Origin of the sequence: Methylocystis sp. (assembly GCF_046349115.1) — a bacterium.
In the GTDB taxonomy this organism is placed as follows: Bacteria; Pseudomonadota; Alphaproteobacteria; order Rhizobiales; family Beijerinckiaceae; genus Methylocystis.
Map to the genome: position 1 here is coordinate 1 of NZ_JAXMCX010000004.1, position 16,970 is coordinate 16,970.

General features: G+C 65.6%; 14 protein-coding genes. 10 read left to right on the top strand and 4 right to left on the bottom strand.

The window, feature by feature from the left end:
* Positions 1-282: 282 nt before the first annotated feature.
* Together U1E20_RS11820 and U1E20_RS11825 are read right to left on the bottom strand one after the other, a co-directional pair.
* Positions 283-1,521, bottom strand: a complete 1,239-nt coding sequence (locus U1E20_RS11820) for a CCA tRNA nucleotidyltransferase (protein WP_409980824.1) — start codon at positions 1,519-1,521, stop codon at positions 283-285.
* Positions 1,518-1,775, bottom strand: a complete 258-nt coding sequence (locus tag U1E20_RS11825) for a DUF6111 family protein (RefSeq protein ID WP_409980825.1) — start codon at positions 1,773-1,775, stop codon at positions 1,518-1,520. The genes U1E20_RS11820 and U1E20_RS11825 overlap by 4 nt, the downstream gene beginning before the upstream one ends.
* A gap of 325 nt (positions 1,776-2,100) precedes the next feature.
* On the opposite strand from U1E20_RS11825, the gene U1E20_RS11830 reads away from it, so the two are divergent.
* The 5 genes from U1E20_RS11830 (at position 2,101) to U1E20_RS11850 (ending at position 10,325) form a co-directional block, all read left to right on the top strand.
* Positions 2,101-3,105 carry an AAA family ATPase gene (locus U1E20_RS11830; protein WP_409980826.1) on the top strand — a complete coding sequence of 335 codons (1,005 nt, stop codon included), beginning with the start codon at positions 2,101-2,103 and terminating at the stop codon, positions 3,103-3,105.
* Between the two features lie 42 nt (positions 3,106-3,147).
* Positions 3,148-4,083, top strand: coding sequence for a DUF58 domain-containing protein (locus tag U1E20_RS11835; RefSeq protein WP_409980827.1), 936 nt, complete (start codon positions 3,148-3,150; stop codon positions 4,081-4,083).
* Positions 4,083-6,851 carry a DUF4159 domain-containing protein gene (locus U1E20_RS11840; RefSeq protein ID WP_409980828.1) on the top strand — a complete coding sequence of 923 codons (2,769 nt, stop codon included), beginning with the start codon at positions 4,083-4,085 and terminating at the stop codon, positions 6,849-6,851. The genes U1E20_RS11835 and U1E20_RS11840 overlap by 1 nt, the downstream gene beginning before the upstream one ends.
* A 196-nt stretch (positions 6,852-7,047) precedes the next feature.
* The gene (locus tag U1E20_RS11845; RefSeq protein WP_409980829.1) at positions 7,048-9,126 is read left to right on the top strand and encodes a hypothetical protein; all 2,079 of its coding nucleotides are present in this window, start codon (positions 7,048-7,050) and stop codon (positions 9,124-9,126) included.
* A gap of 89 nt (positions 9,127-9,215) precedes the next feature.
* The gene (locus U1E20_RS11850; RefSeq protein ID WP_409980830.1) at positions 9,216-10,325 is read left to right on the top strand and encodes an anhydro-N-acetylmuramic acid kinase; all 1,110 of its coding nucleotides are present in this window, start codon (positions 9,216-9,218) and stop codon (positions 10,323-10,325) included.
* Positions 10,326-10,418: 93 nt separating this feature from the next.
* Here U1E20_RS11850 and U1E20_RS11855 read toward each other — a convergent pair whose 3' ends face one another.
* Complete coding sequence (locus tag U1E20_RS11855; protein ID WP_409980831.1) at positions 10,419-11,093, bottom strand: alpha/beta hydrolase; 675 nt, start codon at positions 11,091-11,093, stop codon at positions 10,419-10,421.
* An 88-nt stretch (positions 11,094-11,181) separates the two neighbouring features.
* On the bottom strand, positions 11,182-12,879 hold the full coding sequence (locus U1E20_RS11860) for an ATP-binding protein (RefSeq protein WP_409980832.1): 1,698 nt from the start codon (positions 12,877-12,879) through the stop codon (positions 11,182-11,184).
* Between the two features lie 82 nt (positions 12,880-12,961).
* Here U1E20_RS11860 and U1E20_RS11865 point away from each other — a divergent pair, with 82 nt between their 5' ends.
* The 5 genes from U1E20_RS11865 (at position 12,962) to sufC (ending at position 16,969) form a co-directional block, all read left to right on the top strand.
* Positions 12,962-14,119: a cysteine desulfurase family protein gene (locus U1E20_RS11865; RefSeq protein ID WP_409980833.1), complete on the top strand. Its 1,158-nt coding sequence runs from the start codon at positions 12,962-12,964 to the stop codon at positions 14,117-14,119.
* A gap of 80 nt (positions 14,120-14,199) precedes the next feature.
* Entirely contained in the window at positions 14,200-15,669 is a 1,470-nt protein-coding gene (sufB, locus tag U1E20_RS11870) for a Fe-S cluster assembly protein SufB (protein ID WP_409980834.1), read from the top strand.
* Positions 15,669-15,926 (top strand): type II toxin-antitoxin system ParD family antitoxin, encoded by a 258-nt coding sequence (locus tag U1E20_RS11875; protein ID WP_409980835.1) that lies wholly within the window; start codon positions 15,669-15,671, stop codon positions 15,924-15,926. Before sufB ends, U1E20_RS11875 begins: the two co-directional genes overlap by 1 nt.
* Before the next feature lie 6 nt (positions 15,927-15,932).
* Complete coding sequence (locus U1E20_RS11880) at positions 15,933-16,217, top strand: type II toxin-antitoxin system RelE/ParE family toxin (protein ID WP_409980836.1); 285 nt, start codon at positions 15,933-15,935, stop codon at positions 16,215-16,217.
* Positions 16,217-16,969: a Fe-S cluster assembly ATPase SufC gene (gene sufC / locus U1E20_RS11885; protein ID WP_409980837.1), complete on the top strand. Its 753-nt coding sequence runs from the start codon at positions 16,217-16,219 to the stop codon at positions 16,967-16,969. Before U1E20_RS11880 ends, sufC begins: the two co-directional genes overlap by 1 nt.
* The last annotated feature ends 1 nt before the right edge of the window (position 16,970 follow it).

Below are 16,970 nucleotides of genomic sequence, written 5' to 3' on the forward strand. Positions count from 1 at the left end.
TGGGGTTTTCGAAAGGCTGGCGCGGGCGGAAGGCTAAACTGGTTGAAAGACGACTATGATTTCTCAAGGGGTGAACGCGGCAAGTTCTTCCGCGGCGAACTCGAATTGTCTCCCCCCTCCATTTGGAGCGGGAGACAAGGGAGTTCTTGCTGTCGCGCGCCGAGGCCAAGGGGCATTCGCTTGATGAAATCGTCAACGAATTGCTCAAGGAAGACATTCGGCGCATTAAGGGGGCGAGTTAATGAGCTGGCCGGTCTCGGAAAACGCGACCTTGGCGCGAACTTAACCCCCATCCTTCCCGACCGCCTCCTCAACGAGCCGCCTCACCACCGCTGGGTCGCGCGGGAAGCCGGCGCGCATCCATTCGGCCTGCAGCGTTTTGAGCGCGTCGCCTAGCGCCTTGCCCGGCGCGACGCCGCGGGCGATGAGGTCGGCGCCCTTGATGGGAAAGGCGGGCGTCGGCGTCTCTTCGAGATAGCGCGCCGCTTCGAGCCAATCGGCGTCGTCCGCCGCCGCGGCGCTTTCGGCATGGGCCAGCGCCAGAGCGTCGGCGGCCGCGCGCGGGCCGCATAAAAACAGCATCTCGCGCAGATGGGATGGAGGCGGCGGGGCGTCGCGTCCGTGGAGCGGCGCGAAGCTTCGCGCCGCCGCGGCCAGCCGCGCGAATTCGTCGTTGGAGAGCCGCAATCGGTCGCGTAGTCGCTCGGCGTCTTCGACGGTCAGCGCAGAGAACGCCGCCAAGCGCAAAACCGCGTCCGCCGGCCTGCCTCTGGCCGCCTCGCGGTCGGCGAGTCGCTGCAGGCGGGCGGGATAGCCGATGCCGAGGATTACTTCGATCACGCCGGCGTGCGACATGGCGCGCAGCACTTCCGGCGCCCGGCGCGCGAGCATCAGTTTCATCAGCTCGGCGCGGATGCGCTCGCGCGACAGGCGCGACAGATTTTCCCGCGCGACGATCGACTGATGCAGGCCTTCACGGTCGAACGGCCCTTCGCCATGCGAGGCGTTAAAGCGAAAGAAGCGCAGGATGCGCAGATAATCCTCGCGAATCCGCGTCGCGGCGTCGCCGATAAAACGGACGCGCCGCGCCTCAATGTCCGCAAGCCCGCCAACGTAATCGTGAATCTTGCCATCGGGAGAGAGCGACAGCGCGTTGATGGTGAAGTCGCGGCGCTTGGCGTCCTGCTCGAAATCGCCGCCAAAGCGCACCTTGGCGAAGCGCCCGTCGGTCTCGACATCCTCGCGCAACGTGGTGACTTCGTAAGGCGTTCCGGCGACGACAATGGTCACGGTGCCGTGCTCGAACCCGGTCGGAACGCCTTTCAGGCCGGCGTCGCGCGCAGCCGCGAGAACCGTGTCGGGCAGCGCCGTCGTGGCGAGGTCGATCTCATGCGGCGGCAGGCCGAGCAACGCGTCGCGCACGGCGCCGCCGACGACCCTGGTCTCGGCGCCGGTCTTGGAGAGCGCCGCGAACAATGTCGCCAGACGCGGATCGTCAAGAAGTCTTCGCGCCGCCGTCATTCAAATCGGCCCGGCGTCAATTTTCCGTTCTCGACATGGGCAGGCACATAGGCGCCCTGGTTCAACCGGGTGAGGCCGAGCGTGACGACGCCGGCGATGGCGATAAGTAGTCCGGCGATCGTCAGCAGCGAGACGATCCTGCCATGCCAGAGTTCGCGCACGAAGGGCCACCGCCGCTGCAGCAAATGAAAAAGCGCATAGGCGACGAAAGGCGTCAAAAAGAGCAGGGCGGTTTCGACGATTGCGCGCCACATCAGCGAGAGCGCCTTTCAGAATCAGTGCCGGCGACAGAATATACATGGCGCAGTTGAGACGGCGGTTTAATGCGGAAGGCATGAACAAACTGTCACGTGCAAATCATTGCGCAAGCGGCAAAATGCCCTTATCGCGCCGGTCGCGCTTGAATTGCGACGCCGGCGGGATAAAGTTTGAGGCTGGCCGTCAATCCGCCTGCTTCGCCTTTAAAATCCGCGCGAAGCCGATGGCGCCGGGTTTTGGATCGACGCCCGGCGGAACTGGGCGGCTGTGACGCCGGGCGCCCGACTCTCCTCATCGACAGGCTGCCAGAGCAAGGCTGACATGACCTCACTCGACACTAAGACGACTTCGCTCGAATCGGCCGTCGTCCAATCCGCCGAACGCGCTTTGGACCATATCGGACGGGCCCGCGCCGCCATCGGCGCCGTCATCTTCGGTCAGGACGAGGTCGTCGAACAGGCGCTGGTGACAATATTGGCCGGCGGCCACGGATTGCTGGTCGGCGTGCCCGGTCTCGCCAAGACCAAGCTTGTCGAAACGCTTGGCCGCGTGCTCGGCCTCGCCGAACAGCGGGTGCAGTTCACGCCCGACCTGCTGCCCGCCGACATTCTCGGCTCCGAGGTGCTGGAAGAGGGCGCGGACCGATCGCGCTCGTTCCGCTTCATCAAAGGGCCGATCTTCACTCAGCTGTTGATGGCCGACGAAATCAACCGCGCCTCGCCGCGCACGCAGTCGGCGCTGCTGCAGGCGATGCAGGAGCATCATGTCAGCGTCGCCGGCAAGCGCCACGATCTGCCGCGGCCCTTCCATGTCCTCGCGACGCAGAACCCCCTGGAGCAGGAGGGCACCTATCCGCTGCCCGAGGCGCAGCTCGACCGCTTTCTGATGCAGATCGACGTGCATTATCCCGACCGGGCCAGTGAACGGCGGGTGCTGCTGGAGACCACCGGCGAGACAATGGCCGAGGCAAGCCAGGCGCTCGACGCCGACGAGCTGATGGCGACCCAGCGGCTAGTGCGCCGGCTGCCGATCGGCGAGAAGGTCGTCGACGCGATCCTCGATCTGGTTCGCGCCGCCCGTCCCGACGGGGGCGATCCTGAAATCGCGCCGCATGTCGCCTGGGGTCCGGGGCCGCGCGCGGCGCAGGCGCTGATGCTGGCGACACGGGCCAGGGCGCTCGTCACCGGCCGCCTCGCGCCGTCGATCGACGACGTGGCGAAGCTCGCCGCGCCGGTGCTGCGCCATCGCATGGCGCTCAATTTCGCCGCGCGCCGCGAGATGAGCGTTTCCGACGTGATCGCAACCCTCGTGACGCGGATCGGGTGACGCGTCTTGGACCTTTTTCGCCGTCAGACGGAAAAGCTGACGATGTTCGCTGACGTCGCCACGCGCGCCTATGATCCGGCGCGGCGCCAGCCTGCGGACGGCGCGGCGGCGGCCGATCTCGCGAGCCGAATGCCGCGGCTCGTGGCCCGCGCCCGTGAAATCGCGGCAAGCCTCGCCTATGGGGTTCACGGCCGCAAGCGCGCCGGAGTCGGCGAGACCTTCTGGCAATATCGGCCGTTCGCTTCGGGCGAGGCCGCGCATCGCATCGACTGGCGCCGCTCGGCCCGCGGCGATCAGCTCTATGTGCGCGAGCGTGAATGGGAGGCGGCGCACGACTATTTCCTCTGGATGGATTGCTCGCCGTCCATGGCTTACGGCTCGTCCCTCGCGACGGACGACAAGCTTTCGCGCGCCGTCACCCTTGGGCTGGCGCTCGCCGACGTGCTTGTTCGCGGCGGCGAGCGGGCGGCGGCGCTTGGACTGACCGCGCCGGTCTCGGCCCGCGACGTGATCGACCGACTCGCGCGCGCTTTGGCCGAGAACGCAATGGCGGCGGCGCATGACGATCTTCCGCCGCAGGCGCCGCTGCGCCCTCGCGCGCGCGTCGTGCTGATTTCCGATTTTCTCGTCGAACCGGACGCGCTCGCCGCGCGCCTGCGGCGCTTCGCCGACGCCGGCGCCTCCGGAGCGATCCTGATGGTGACCGACCCCAGCGAAGAGACGCTGCCCTTCTCCGGCGAAACCGTTTTTCTCGACACCGACGGCGGAGCCGCCTTCCACGCCGGCGACGCGCGGAGCCTGCGCGCCGCCTATGCGCGTCGCTTTGAAGCGCATCGCGACGCCGTGCGCCGCGCCGCGCAACGCGTCGGCTTCAGCTTCCTGCAGCATCGCACCGACCGGCCGGCGGCGGAGGCGGCGCTGGCGTTGGCGATGGGACTGCTGGGCTCGGACGGCGTGGGGTTCGAGGAGCGGTGCTGATGTTTTCCTTCGCCGCGCCGCTCGCGCTCTTTGGCCTGCTGGGTCTGCCGCTGATCTATTGGCTGCTGCGGGTGACGCCGCCGCGCCCGCGCGAAATCGTCTTTCCGCCGACGAAAATCCTGCGCGAGCTGAAGCCGGATGAAGAGACGCCGGCCAAGACCCCGTGGTGGCTGATGGCGCTGCGGCTGGCGCTCGCCGCCGCGCTGATTTTCGCAATGGCCGGTCCCGTCTGGGCGCCGAGCGGAATCGTCGCATCCTCGGCGCCGACGCTGATCGTGATCGATGACGGCTGGCCGGCCGCGCCGACATGGGAGCGCCGCATCGAGGGCGCCGCGTCGATCATCGAAGCGGCCGCGCGCGCCGGCGGCCCGGTCGCCGTTGCGCTCGCCTCGGAGACTGCCGCGCCCATTCCGGGAGGTGGACCGCGCGCGATTGAGAAATTGCGCTCCGTGCGGCCCAAGCCGTATCTCCCCGAGCGCAAGGCGATCGGCGAAGGGGTCCGGGCTTTTGTCCGCGCGCATCCGGCTGCGCGGCTCGTCTGGATCGCCGACGGCGTCGCGCAGGGCGATGCGTCAGGTTTCGCGCGGACGCTGAAGGCGTCCGGCGCGAACAGCGTCGAAGTTTATGTCGAAACTCATGCGCCGCGGGCGCTCGCCGCGCCGACCAATGACGCCGCGGCGCTCGGCGTGGACGCGCTGCGAACCGGCGATGATGCGTCGGCTGTCATCGACGCCCTCGACGCCAAAGGCCGGACGATCGGCCGCGCAACGGCGGATTTCAACGGCGTATCGCGCGTTCGCGCGAAAATCGAACTGCCGGTCGAACTGCGCAATGAAGTGAGCCATCTGCGCATTGAAGGCGAAAACTCCGCCGGCGCGGTGGCGCTCTTCGACGCGCGTTCGAAGGTGAAGCGCGTCGTGCTGGTCGGCGGCGAGAGCGCAGATCAGGCGCAGCCGCTGCTCTCGCCGCTCTATTATCTCGAAAAAGCGCTCGCGCCTTTCGCCCAGGTGCGTACTGCGCGGCCGGGCGCCGTCGATCCGGTTGCGGCGCTGCTTGCCGAAAATCCCAATATCATGGCGCTCGCCGATGTCGGCCTCGCGCCCGGCGAAACCTTCGACGCTTTGTCGCGCTTCGTCGAAGAGGGCGGCACGCTGGTGCGTTTCGCCGGTCCGCGCCTCGCCAACGCCGACGACGATCTCTTGCCGGTGCGCCTGCGCCGCAACGGCCGCGTGCTCGGCGGCGCCATGTCCTGGGAAGAACCCAAGTTATTAGCCGAGTTCGATGCGACGAGTCCGTTCTTCGGCCTGCCCGCATCGAAAGACGTGACAGTCCAGCGGCAGGTTCTCGCCGAGCCCGATCCCGGACTCGCCAACAAGACCTGGGCGCGCCTTTCCGACGGCACGCCGCTCGTCACGGCGGAACGGCGCGGCAAGGGGCTGATCGTGCTGTTTCACGTCAACGCCGACGCCAATTGGTCGAATCTGCCAATCTCGGGACTGTTCGTCGACATGCTGAAACGGATCAGCGCCATGGCGGGAGAAACTGCGCCAGCGGGCGGCGAACGATCCGACGTCGCCGCCGATCAGTCGGCCCTGGCGCCGATGCGCCTTCTCGACGGATTTGGCGCGCTCGGCGCGCCCGGCCCCGCCGCGCAAAGCATTCCGCCGGGCTTCGACGGCCCCGCCAGCGCCGAACATCCGCCGGGACTTTATGGCGTGGGAGAAAATTTCGTCGCCGTGCAGACGTTGCGTCCGACGGACGAGATCAGCGCTTTCGATTTCGCCGGCGCTGGCCTGAGCGCGAGCGCCTTGCGATCCGGAGCGCAGCTCGATCTGCGCGGCCCGCTGCTGCTCTTCGCGCTTATCGCCTTCATCGCCGACGCGCTGATCGCCATGGCGCTTGGCGGCAAATTGCGCCTGCGACCCTTCGGCGCCGCGACCGCCGCGATGCTGGCGCTGCTTTGCATGACGGCGATAATGCACGACGCACGCGCCGAACCCGCGCCGAAACCAGCCGCCGCTCAAAGAGAGAAAGACGCCGCGTTGACGACGCGGCTCGCCTATGTGATTTCGGGCGACGCCCGCGTCGACGAAACATCGCGACTGGGCCTTGAGGCGCTGACGCAGGCGCTCAATTCGCGCACCTCTTTCTCGCCCGGCGAGCCGGTCGGCGTCGATCCGGCGAAGGACGAACTCGCCTTCTATCCCATGCTCTATTGGCCGATCGTCGCCACCGCGCCGCAGCCTTCCGCTAAAACGACGGCGAGAGTCGCAGCCTATATGAAACAGGGCGGGACGGTGGTCTTCGACACGCGCGACGCGCTCTCGCAGCGCGTCGGCGGCGCGCCGACGCCGGAGACGCAATGGCTGCGCGACCTGACCAGAGGCCTCGACATTCCGCCGCTGGAAGTGACGCCGCGCGATCACGTCATCACCAAGACCTTTTATCTGCTCGACGGTTTCGTCGGGCGTTACGCCAATGGCGAGACCTGGGTCGAGGCGCTGCCGCCGGAGCCCAAGGATCAGGCGGCGCGCCCGGTGCGCGCCACCGACAGCGTCTCGGCGATCGTCATCACCTCGAACGACCTTGCCGCCGCCTGGGCGCATGACAAGCGCGGCCAGCCGCTGTTTCCGCTGACGCCGGGCGGCGCGCGCCAGCGCGAATTCGCGATCCGCGGCGGCATCAATCTCGTGATGTATACGCTGACCGGCAACTACAAATCCGACCAGGTGCATGTGCGCGACCTGCTGGAAAGGCTCGGCCAGTGAGCGGCGATTGGCGCGACGCGAACTCACCCGCGCCCCTCACCTCACCTCTCCCCGCAAGCGGGGAGAGGAAGCGGCCAACGCTTCGCGAAACGAATAAAGGCGAAGGCGCAGCGCTGGTTACCCCTCTCCCCGCGAAAGCGGGGAGAGGTGAGGTGAGGGGCTTGGGCATTCATCGAGACGCTTGGAGCAAGGCGATATGAGCGACCTTACGCTCGCCTTTTCGCCGCTTATTCCCTGGCCGGCGCTTATCGTCTTCGCCGCGCTTGGCGCCGGCGCACTGGCGCTGATGGCCGCGAGAGGCCAGCGCGGCGCGGCGGTCCGCGCGCTCGCCCTCGCTTTGTTTCTGGCCGCGCTCGCCGATCCGTCGCTGGTGCGCGAAAAGCGCGATCCGCAAAAGAGCGTCGTCGCCGTCGTGGTCGACAAGAGCGACAGTCAGAAATTCGGCGAAAGAGACGCGCAGACCGAAGCAGCGCGCAAGGCGATCGACTCGGCGCTCGAAAAATTCGGCGACATCGAGACGCGAACGATCGGCGTCGCCAACGACGCTTCCGGCAATGACGGCACCAAGCTTTTCGGCGCGCTTGCCGAAGTCTTGAAGGACGTTCCGCCGGAGCGCGTCGGCGGCGCGATACTTCTCACCGACGGCGTCGTCCACGATATCCCCGCCAAAGCCGAAGCGCTCGGCTTCAAAGCGCCCGTGCATGCGCTGGTGAGCGGCCACCAAGGCGAACGCGATCGCCGCATCGAGCTGGTCGAGGCGCCGCGCTTCGGCATCGTCGGCAAAGATCAGATCATCCGCGCCCGAATCGTCGATCTTGGCGGCGACGGCAAGCGCATTCCGATCTCGGTGCGCCGCGACGGCGAGGCGCTGCCGACCTTCAGCCCAGTTCCTGGCGACATCGTCAGCATTCCGGTGCGCATCGAACATGGCGGACCAAATGTCGTCGAGCTTGAAATCCCGCCGGCGCCGGGCGAGCTGACGCCGCTCGACAACAAAGCGGTGCTGTCGATCGAAGGCGTGCGCGATCGGCTCAAAGTGCTGCTTGTCTCCGGCGAGCCGCATCCAGGCGAGCGAAGCTGGCGCAATCTCCTGCGCGCCGACGCCAATGTCGAACTGGTGCATTTCACCATTCTGCGGCCGCCGGAAAAGCTCGACATCACCCCGGCGAGCGAATTGTCGCTGATCGCCTTTCCGACCGCCGATCTCTTCGGCCGCAAGATCAATGAATTCGATCTGATCATCTTCGATCGCTATTCGAGCCAGACGACTCTGCCCTCGATCTATTTCGAGAATATCGCCAATTATGTCGAGAACGGCGGCGCTTTTCTCGCGGCGGTCGGCCCTGATTACGCGACGCTGCGCGGGCTCTATTACTCGCCGCTTGAAGATATCCTGCCGGCGCGTCCCGATGGCGCGCTGATCGAACAGGCGTTTCGCGCCCGGGTCAGCAGGGACGGCGCGAAACACCCCGTTACGCGCGGCCTCGCGGGCGCCAACGCCGAGCCGCCGAATTGGGGCGAGTGGTTCCGGCAGGTCGACGCCAATGTGGTGAAGGGCGATTCAATCATGTCCGGCGTGCGCGACAAGCCGCTGCTGGTGCTGTCGCATGAGGGCAAGGGCAGGGTGGCGCTGCTGCTCTCCGACCAGATCTGGCTCTGGGCGCGCGGCTTCGAGGGCGGCGGCCCGCATGTCGATCTGATGCGCCGCCTCGCCCATTGGCTGATGAAGGAACCCGATCTCGAAGAGGAGGCGCTGCGCGCGTCGGCGCATGGCCGCGAGGTGACCGTCGAGCGCCAGACGATGAAGGAGACGCCGGCGCCAGTGATGGCGACGGCGCCGTCGGGCGCGCGCGAAGAAATCGCCGTCGCGCAGAGCCAACCGGGACTGTGGCGGGCGCGTTTCGACGCGAAAGAGATGGGCCTGTGGCGCTTCGAAAGCGAAGGTCTGACGGCGCTGGTCAATGTCGGCCCACCCAATCCGCGCGAATTCCGCGAAGTCGCGTCGACGACGCAGAAGCTGCAGCCGCTGGCGGAAGCGACCGGAGGAACCGTGCGGCGACTTTCGAACGGCGGCGGCGACACTGCGTCGATGCCGCGCGTCGTGGAGCTGCGCGACGCCAACCGTTACGGCGGCGCGGATTGGATCGGCGTCAGACAGACCGGCGCCTCGACCCTGGTCGGCGTCGAAATCGCGCCGCTCGGTCTCGGGCTATGGGCGATGCTGGCGCTGGTCGGCGCGGTGGTGGCGGCGTGGGGTTGGGAGGGGCGGCGGTAAGGTTGGGGAATTTCCTTCTCACGCTTGCAGGAGGGGGGAAATAGCCGCCTTCCTTGCTACACTCTCTATCTTGTTCGGAGAGATTCGCCTTGCCCAGCTACCGCTCAATCGGCCTCATGTCCGGCACGTCGATGGACGGCGTCGATGTTGCGCTCATCGAAACCGACGGCGACGCCGCCGTCGCCTTCGGGCCGACCGGTCATTACCCCTATAATGACGCCGACCGCGCGCTGCTGCGCAATGCGCTCGCCGAAGCCGCGACGCTCGAAGACCGCGACGCGCGGCCGGGCGTGCTCGCCTTCGCTGAGCGCATGGTGACGGATCGACACGCCGAAGCGGTCGAGACGCTGATCGGCGAGAACGCCATCGATCCGGGAAGCGTCAATATCGTCGGCTTTCACGGCCAGACCGTGCTGCACCGTCCCAAACAAGGGCTCACCATTCAGATCGGCGACGGGCCGGCGCTCGCCGCCCGTCTCGGCCTCGACGTCGCCTATGATTTCCGCGCCGCCGACATCGCCGCCGGCGGCGAGGGCGCGCCGATCGTGCCGGTGTTCCATCGCGCGCTGGTCATCGCCGGCGGCATGAAGGGCGAGGTGGCGCTGCTCAATATCGGCGGCGTCGCCAATGTCACTTATGTCGCCGACGGCGAGGCGCCGATCGCCTGCGACACCGGGCCGGGCAATGCGCTGATTGACGATCTGATGCTCCAACGCACCGGCGCGCCGATCGACCGGCACGGCCATATGGCGGCGCGCGGCCGGGTCAACGAAGCGACGCTGCTTAAAATGCTAGCGCATCCCTTTTTCGACGAGCCGCCGCCGAAATCGCTCGACCGCAACGCTTTCGCGCTCGACGCGGTGGCCAAGCTTTCGACCGAGGACGCCGCCGCAACGCTCACCGCCTTTACCGCGGCTTCGGTGCTGCGGCTTTTCCCGCATCTGCCAACCCAGCCGCAATTGCTCATCGTCTGCGGCGGCGGCGCGCGCAATCCGATCCTGGTGCGCGAACTCGTCATGCGTCTGCCGTGCAAGGTGACGACCGCGAATGCGGTGGGCTGGTCGGCGGATTCGATGGAGGCGCAGGCTTTCGCTTATCTCGCCGCGCGGGTGCTGGAAGGTCTGCCGATCACCTTCCCGACGACGACCGGCGCGCCGCAGGCCATGCCCGGCGGCGTGCTGGCGCGGGCGGCCCCATAGGATTCAGTCCGGATTCGTCATTGCGAGCGAAGCGAAGCAACCCAGAGGCCGGCGCTGAATTGCTTCGTCGCTTGCGCTCCTCGCAATGACGCCTCAGTCGCCCCGCGCGGGAATGGCGATGCGCGGCGGATTGCCGAGACGCCGGTCGAGATAGGCGTCGACATGGGCGATCAGCGGCTCGACCCTCTCTTCGAAGAAATGGTTCGCGCCTTCGACCACCGCATGTTCGATGACGATGCCCTTTTGCGTCTTGAGCTTCTCGATCAGCCCGGTCACTTCCTTGAGCGGCGCCACCCGGTCCTGATCGCCGTGTATGAAGAGGCCCGAAGACGGGCAGGGCGCGAGGAAGGAGAAGTCGAAACGGTTCGCGGGCGGCGCGACCGAGATGAAGCCTTCGATCTCGGGGCGGCGCATCAGCAGCTGCATGCCGATCCAGGCGCCGAAGGAGACGCCGGCGATCCAACAGGCGCGCGCTTCCGGATTGACCGACTGCGCCCAGTCGAGCGCCGCCGCCGCGTCGGAAAGCTCGCCGAGGCCGTGATCGAAGGCGCCCTGCGAGCGGCCGACGCCCCGGAAATTGAAGCGCAGCACCGAAAAGCCCCGCTCCGCAAAGGAGTAGTAAAGATGATAGACGATCTGATTGTTCATCGTGCCGCCGAATTGGGGATGCGGGTGCAGCACGATCGCGATCGGCGCGCCGCGCGTGGCGGACTGATGAAATCGGCCTTCGAGCCTGCCGGCCGGACCGGTGAAGATAACCTCGGGCATTCATGATCCCTTGCAAAACTGGCAAGCGCGCCTTCTACCATGCGGCCCGCAGTCAAATGCAAGGAAATTCGGCGGCTGAGGCCTCGCCTTACGCCGCGCGGGCGATCTCCAGCCCCCGGAAGATGGCGCAGCGCTGGAAAACCGGCAGGCTCGGCGGAAGGTTCTTCTGATGGCAGAATTTCGCCGCGAGTTTGGCGAGGCCCTTGATGTCGCGGCCGGTCGCCTCGGGAAAGGTCGCGACCAGACGATCGATCAGCGCATCGTCCAAGGCGAGTTCGAACTGCCCGGCCATGACGCGCCAGATGCGCCGGCGCGCGTCATCGTCCGGCGGCGCGTAGCGGATGAGCGCGATGCAGCGCGAGACGATCGCCTCGTCGATGTCGTCGACGCGGTTGGTGGTGAGAAACAGCAGTCCGTTGAAATATTCGAGGACGCGCAGGAAGACGCCGACGACGGCGTTCATCGCGATATTGTCGTCGCGCCGCTTGATGTAAACGTCGGCTTCGTCGATGAGCATCACCGCGCCCCAGCGCTGCGCACGGGTGAGAATGTCCTTCAGTGCGGTCTCCATCGTCGCGACATTGAGCCCGAGCTGGCCCGAATGCACGCGATAGAGCGGACGCTGGATGATTTCCGAATATACTTCGGCGGTCAGCGTCTTGCCGACGCCGGGCGGGCCGGCGCAAAGCACCGTCGTGCCGCCTGATTTGCCCTGGACGATGTCGTCCATCAGCACATCCATCTCGGCGGTCAAAATATCGATGAGATCGGTCTGTTCCTCGGGCAGCACCAGCTTTTCCCTCAGCTGCGGCTGATAGCGATAGGGCTGCATCTCGTCGACATGCACCCAGACGTAATGATGCAGATCGAGGTGGAACATGAACATGTAGGGGTGCACCGGAATTTGCGTAAACAGCGCTTCGGGGATCAGCGCCTTGAGTTCGGCGATTTCATCTTCGGCGGCGAAGCGATTGCTCTTGCCGGCCTTGCGCAGGAAATGGCCGAGAATGTCGCCGGGCGCCTCCAGGGTCAGGCTGCGCCCGGTGAGAATGCTTTCGTCATTGACGAGACGCGCCTCCGAGCCATTGCTCGACAGCACGATGAGGTCCTTGCGCGACCAGTCGGTGTCGCGATGGGTGGAGGTCGGATCTTCGGCGTGAAAGCCGATGCCCTTCGCCGAAAATTGCGCGCCATAGCGCCCGCGCCAGTCGAAATAGGTCTCGCTGGAGGCGTCGAAGGATTCGATCAGCGCCGGCGTTTCGCGCACGAACCCGCGCGCCGCCAGGATTTCGCCGATGGTGCGGCCGGCGATGTCCGCACTCATGATCCGAACCAGGTTCGACTGCAGCGTTCCCTTGGCGTTGGCCTTCAATTCGATAAGGATTTTTCCCGCCTCGTCATTGGAGGCCGGAACATAGTCGAAACGGGTGATGACATAGGGCAGGGGTTTGGAGGTGACATTGGCGGTAAAAATCCAGCCGCGGATCGCGTCGGTCGTCAGATAGCGCACCAGCGCCGGCAGCACTTCCTCGAGGTCCTCGGCGGCAAAGCGCGTGCTCTTGGCCTCCATCGCCGCACGCAGGGTCGCGAGCTGCGCGGCCCTGGCGCGAAGATGGGGACCCGCGTCCTGATAGATTGCGCCGAGAAAATCGAGTTCTTCAGCGCTGAAATTCGAAAGATCAGCCTCGACGCGGTCGGAGAAGCGCAGCTGCGCGGACAGGCAAGCGTGAGCCGGAAAGCGCGCGACGAGCGCCTCCACATGGGGCTTGTCGATCTCGATGTGCATGAGTCGCCTTTTCAGGGGAGCCGAATGCACATGCCATACAAGAAACGCGCCGGGGCCGACCCGCTCTGCTAGAATGCCGCCAATGATCAGGCGCGCCTATCTCGATCACAACGCGACCTCGCCGCTGCGCCAGGAGGCGCGGGCGGCGATGCTCGAGGCGCTGGAGACGCTGGGCAATCCCTCTTCGGTCCACGCCGAGGGACGGGCGGCCAAGGCGTTGCTCGAAGACGCCCGGGCCGCCGTCGCCCGTGCGATTGGCGGACCTCGGCGCGGAATCGTCTTCACGAGCGGCGCGACCGAGGCGGCGAGCCTCGCGCTGTCGCCCTGGCTTCGCCGAGAGGGCGAGGCGGCGCCGATCGAGGTGTTGCTGGTCGGCGCCGGAGAGCATCTCTGCGTCCTGCAGGGCCATCGCTTTCCACGCGAGGCCGTGGAAAACGTCCCGCTGACCGCGGAAGGCGTGATCTCGCTTCAAGCGCTGGAGGCGGCGCTGGCGCGACGCGCCGGCGCGCGCGCGATGCTGGCGCTGCAGGCGGTCAATAATGAGACCGGCGTCATTCAGCCGGTCGCCGAGGCGGCGGCGCTGGTTCATGCGGCGAGCGGCGTCGTCGTTTGCGACGCCGTGCAGTCGGTCGGCCGGCTCGAGACGACATTCGCGACCACAGACGCGGACATATTGTTCTTTTCCTCACATAAGCTCGGCGGCCCGATGGGCGTCGGCGCGCTCGCCTTTCGCGATGATAGTCTCCATGTCGAGTCGCCGATGCTGCGCGGCGGCGGCCAGGAGTTCGGACGCCGGGCGGGAACCGAAAATGTCGCGGGAATCGCCGGATTTGCCGCGGCTTTGAGCGCAGCGACCGCCGAGTTGGCCAGCGAGGGAGCGCGGCTCGCCCGTTTGCGCGACGGGCTGGAGAGACAAGTCTTGAAAATCGCGCCCGATACCCGAATCTACGGTTTAGGGGCGCCACGCGCGCCGAACGCCAGCGCTTTCGCAATTCCAGGACTGGCGCCGCGCACGATGCTGATGGCGCTTGACCTGGAAAATGTCGCGCTTTCCGCCGGATCGGCCTGTTCGTCGGGCAAGATGATGGAATCCCACGTTCTTGCGGCGATGGGCGCAGCGGAAAAGGAGGCGCTGAGGGCGAGTTTCGGTTGGTCTTCGACGCAAGAGGATGTAGAACAATTTGGAAAGGTTCTTGCACATGTCGTCGACCGCATGAGGTCACGACAACCCGCCGCCTAGTCGACGCCGAAACTGGGCTGGGCGGCGGCGGAACGATCGGCCGGCGGGCCTTGAACCCGTCGTGACGAGGAGAAAGAAAAATGGCGGCTCGTCAGGAGACCGTTGCGCGTGTCGCGTCAATCGACGTCGACGCATATAAATACGGCTTCTCGACCGACATCGAGACGGAAAAGGCCCCCAAGGGCCTGAATGAAGACATCGTTCGTTTCATCTCGGGAAAAAAGAACGAGCCGCAATGGCTCACCGACTGGCGCTTGGACGCCTATCGGCGCTGGGTGACGATGCCTGAGCCGCGCTGGGCGCGCGTGCACTATCCGCGCATCGATTTCCAGGATCTCTACTACTACGCCGCGCCGAAATCGACGTCGGGGCCGAAGTCGCTCGACGAGGTCGATCCGGAACTGCTGCGCACTTATGAGAAGCTCGGCATTCCGCTGCGCGAGCAGGAAATTCTCGCCGGCGTCGAGACCCGCAAAGTGGCGGTCGACGCGGTGTTCGACTCAGTCTCGGTGGCGACGACCTTCAAGGAAGAGCTGGCGCGCGCCGGCGTGATCTTCTGCCCGATTTCGGAAGCCGTGCAGACTCATCCGGAGCTGGTGCAAAAATATCTCGGCTCGGTCGTGCCGGTGACCGACAATTTCTACGCGACGCTGAACAGCGCGGTCTTTTCCGACGGCTCCTTCGTCTATATTCCAAAGGGCGTGCGCTGCCCGATGGAGCTGTCGACTTACTTTCGCATCAATGAGCAGAAGACCGGGCAGTTCGAGCGCACGCTGATCATCGCCGATGAAGGCGCTTACGTCTCCTATCTCGAAGGCTGCACCGCGCCCAAGCGCGATGAAAACCAGCTTCACGCCGCCGTGGTCGAACTCGTCGCGCTCGACGACGCCGAGATCAAATATTCGACGGTGCAGAACTGGTATCCGGGCGACAGCGAGGGCAGGGGCGGCATCTATAATTTCGTGACGAAGCGCGGCGATTGCCGCGGCCGCAATTCGCACATCTCCTGGACTCAGGTCGAGACCGGTTCGGCGATCACCTGGAAATATCCGTCCTGCATTCTGCGCGGCGACGGTTCGCAGGGCGAATTTTATTCGATCGCGGTGTCGAACGGCTATCAGCAGGTCGACAGCGGCACCAAGATGCTGCATCTCGGCAAGAACACCAGAAGCCGCATCATCTCGAAGGGGATTTCGGCGGGGCGGTCGCAGAACACTTATCGCGGCCAGGTGTCGGCGCATCGCAAGGCGGAAGGCGCGCGCAATTTCACCCAATGCGACAGTCTGCTGATCGGTCATGACTGCGGCGCGCATACGGTTCCCTATATCGAATCGAAAAATCCGAGCGCGCAGTTCGAACATGAGGCGACGACGAGCAAGATTTCCGAGGACCAGCTGTTCTATGCGATGCAGCGGGGACTGTCGGAAGAGGAAGCGACGGCGCTGATCGTCAATGGCTTCGTGCGCGACGTGCTGCAGCAGCTGCCGATGGAATTCGCGGTCGAGGCGCAAAAGCTAATCTCGATTTCGCTCGAAGGGAGCGTGGGGTGATGCGGACGTTGCAGATTTCTTTGCCTGAAGAGCTGGAATCGGAGCTTGCCGCGGCCGTCGCTTGTGGCGAGTTCGAGTCCGAGAACGACGCTATTCGCGCTGCTGTCGCGCAATGGCGCACGGAACGCCTAGTGGAGCGGACAAACCTCGATGACTTGCGCCGGCTCTGGCGTGAAGGCGTCGAGAGCGGCTCGGGGCGCTTCGAAACGATCGACGAGATCAAGGCTGAGGCGCGCCGCCGTCGCTCACAGAGCTAAGTCTCCATGCGCGTCATTCGAACTGCGCGCGCGGAAGAGGATTTGATCGAAATCTGGACTTACATCGCCAGGGACAATCAAAACGCTGCGGATCGGACGTTGGATGCGCTGGAAAGGAAAACGAGATTGCTGGGCTCATATCCGCAAATCGGACGGACGCGACCGGACATCGGCGAAGGCGTGAGAAGCGCCGTTAGCGGCGCTTATCTCATTCTGTACCGCTTGCATGGGAACCATATGGAAGTCGTTCGCTATGTGCATATGCGGCGACGACTTGAGGGACTGAATTGATGCTCGACATCAAGGACTTGCGCGTCGCCGTCGGCGGACGCGAAATTCTCAAGGGCCTTACGCTCAGCGTAAAGGCCGGCGAAGTCGCGGCGATCATGGGCCCGAACGGGACCGGCAAATCGACGCTCTCCTATGTCCTCTCCGGCCGCGAAGGCTATGAGGTCACGCAAGGCGAAGCGCGTCTCAACGGCGAGAATATTCTCGAATTCGATCCGGCCGAGCGCGCCGCCAAGGGCGTTTTCCTCGCCTTCCAATATCCGGTCGAAATTCCCGGCGTCGCGACCATGACCTTTCTGAAGGCGACGCTCAACGCCCTGCGCCGCGCCCGCGGCGAGCCGGAACTGCAGACGCCGGAGCTGATGAAGCGCGTCAAGGAGGCCGCCGCCTCGCTCGGCGTTTCCCAGGACATGCTGCGCCGGCCGCTCAACGTCGGCTTCTCCGGCGGTGAGAAGAAGCGGATGGAAATTCTGCAGATGGCGCTGCTGCAGCCGCGTCTTGCTATCCTGGATGAGACGGACTCTGGCCTCGACATCGACGCGCTCCGCGTCGTCGCCGACGGCGTCAATGCGCTGCGTTCGCCCGAGCGCGCCTTCGTCGTCATCACCCATTATCAACGTCTTCTCGACTATATCAGGCCCGATACGGTGCATGTGATGGCGCAGGGGCGGATCATGCGCTCAGGCGGTCCGGAGCTTGCTACGGAGCTGGAAGAGCGCGGCTATCAGGATTACATCGCGCAAGAGGCGGCGTAAG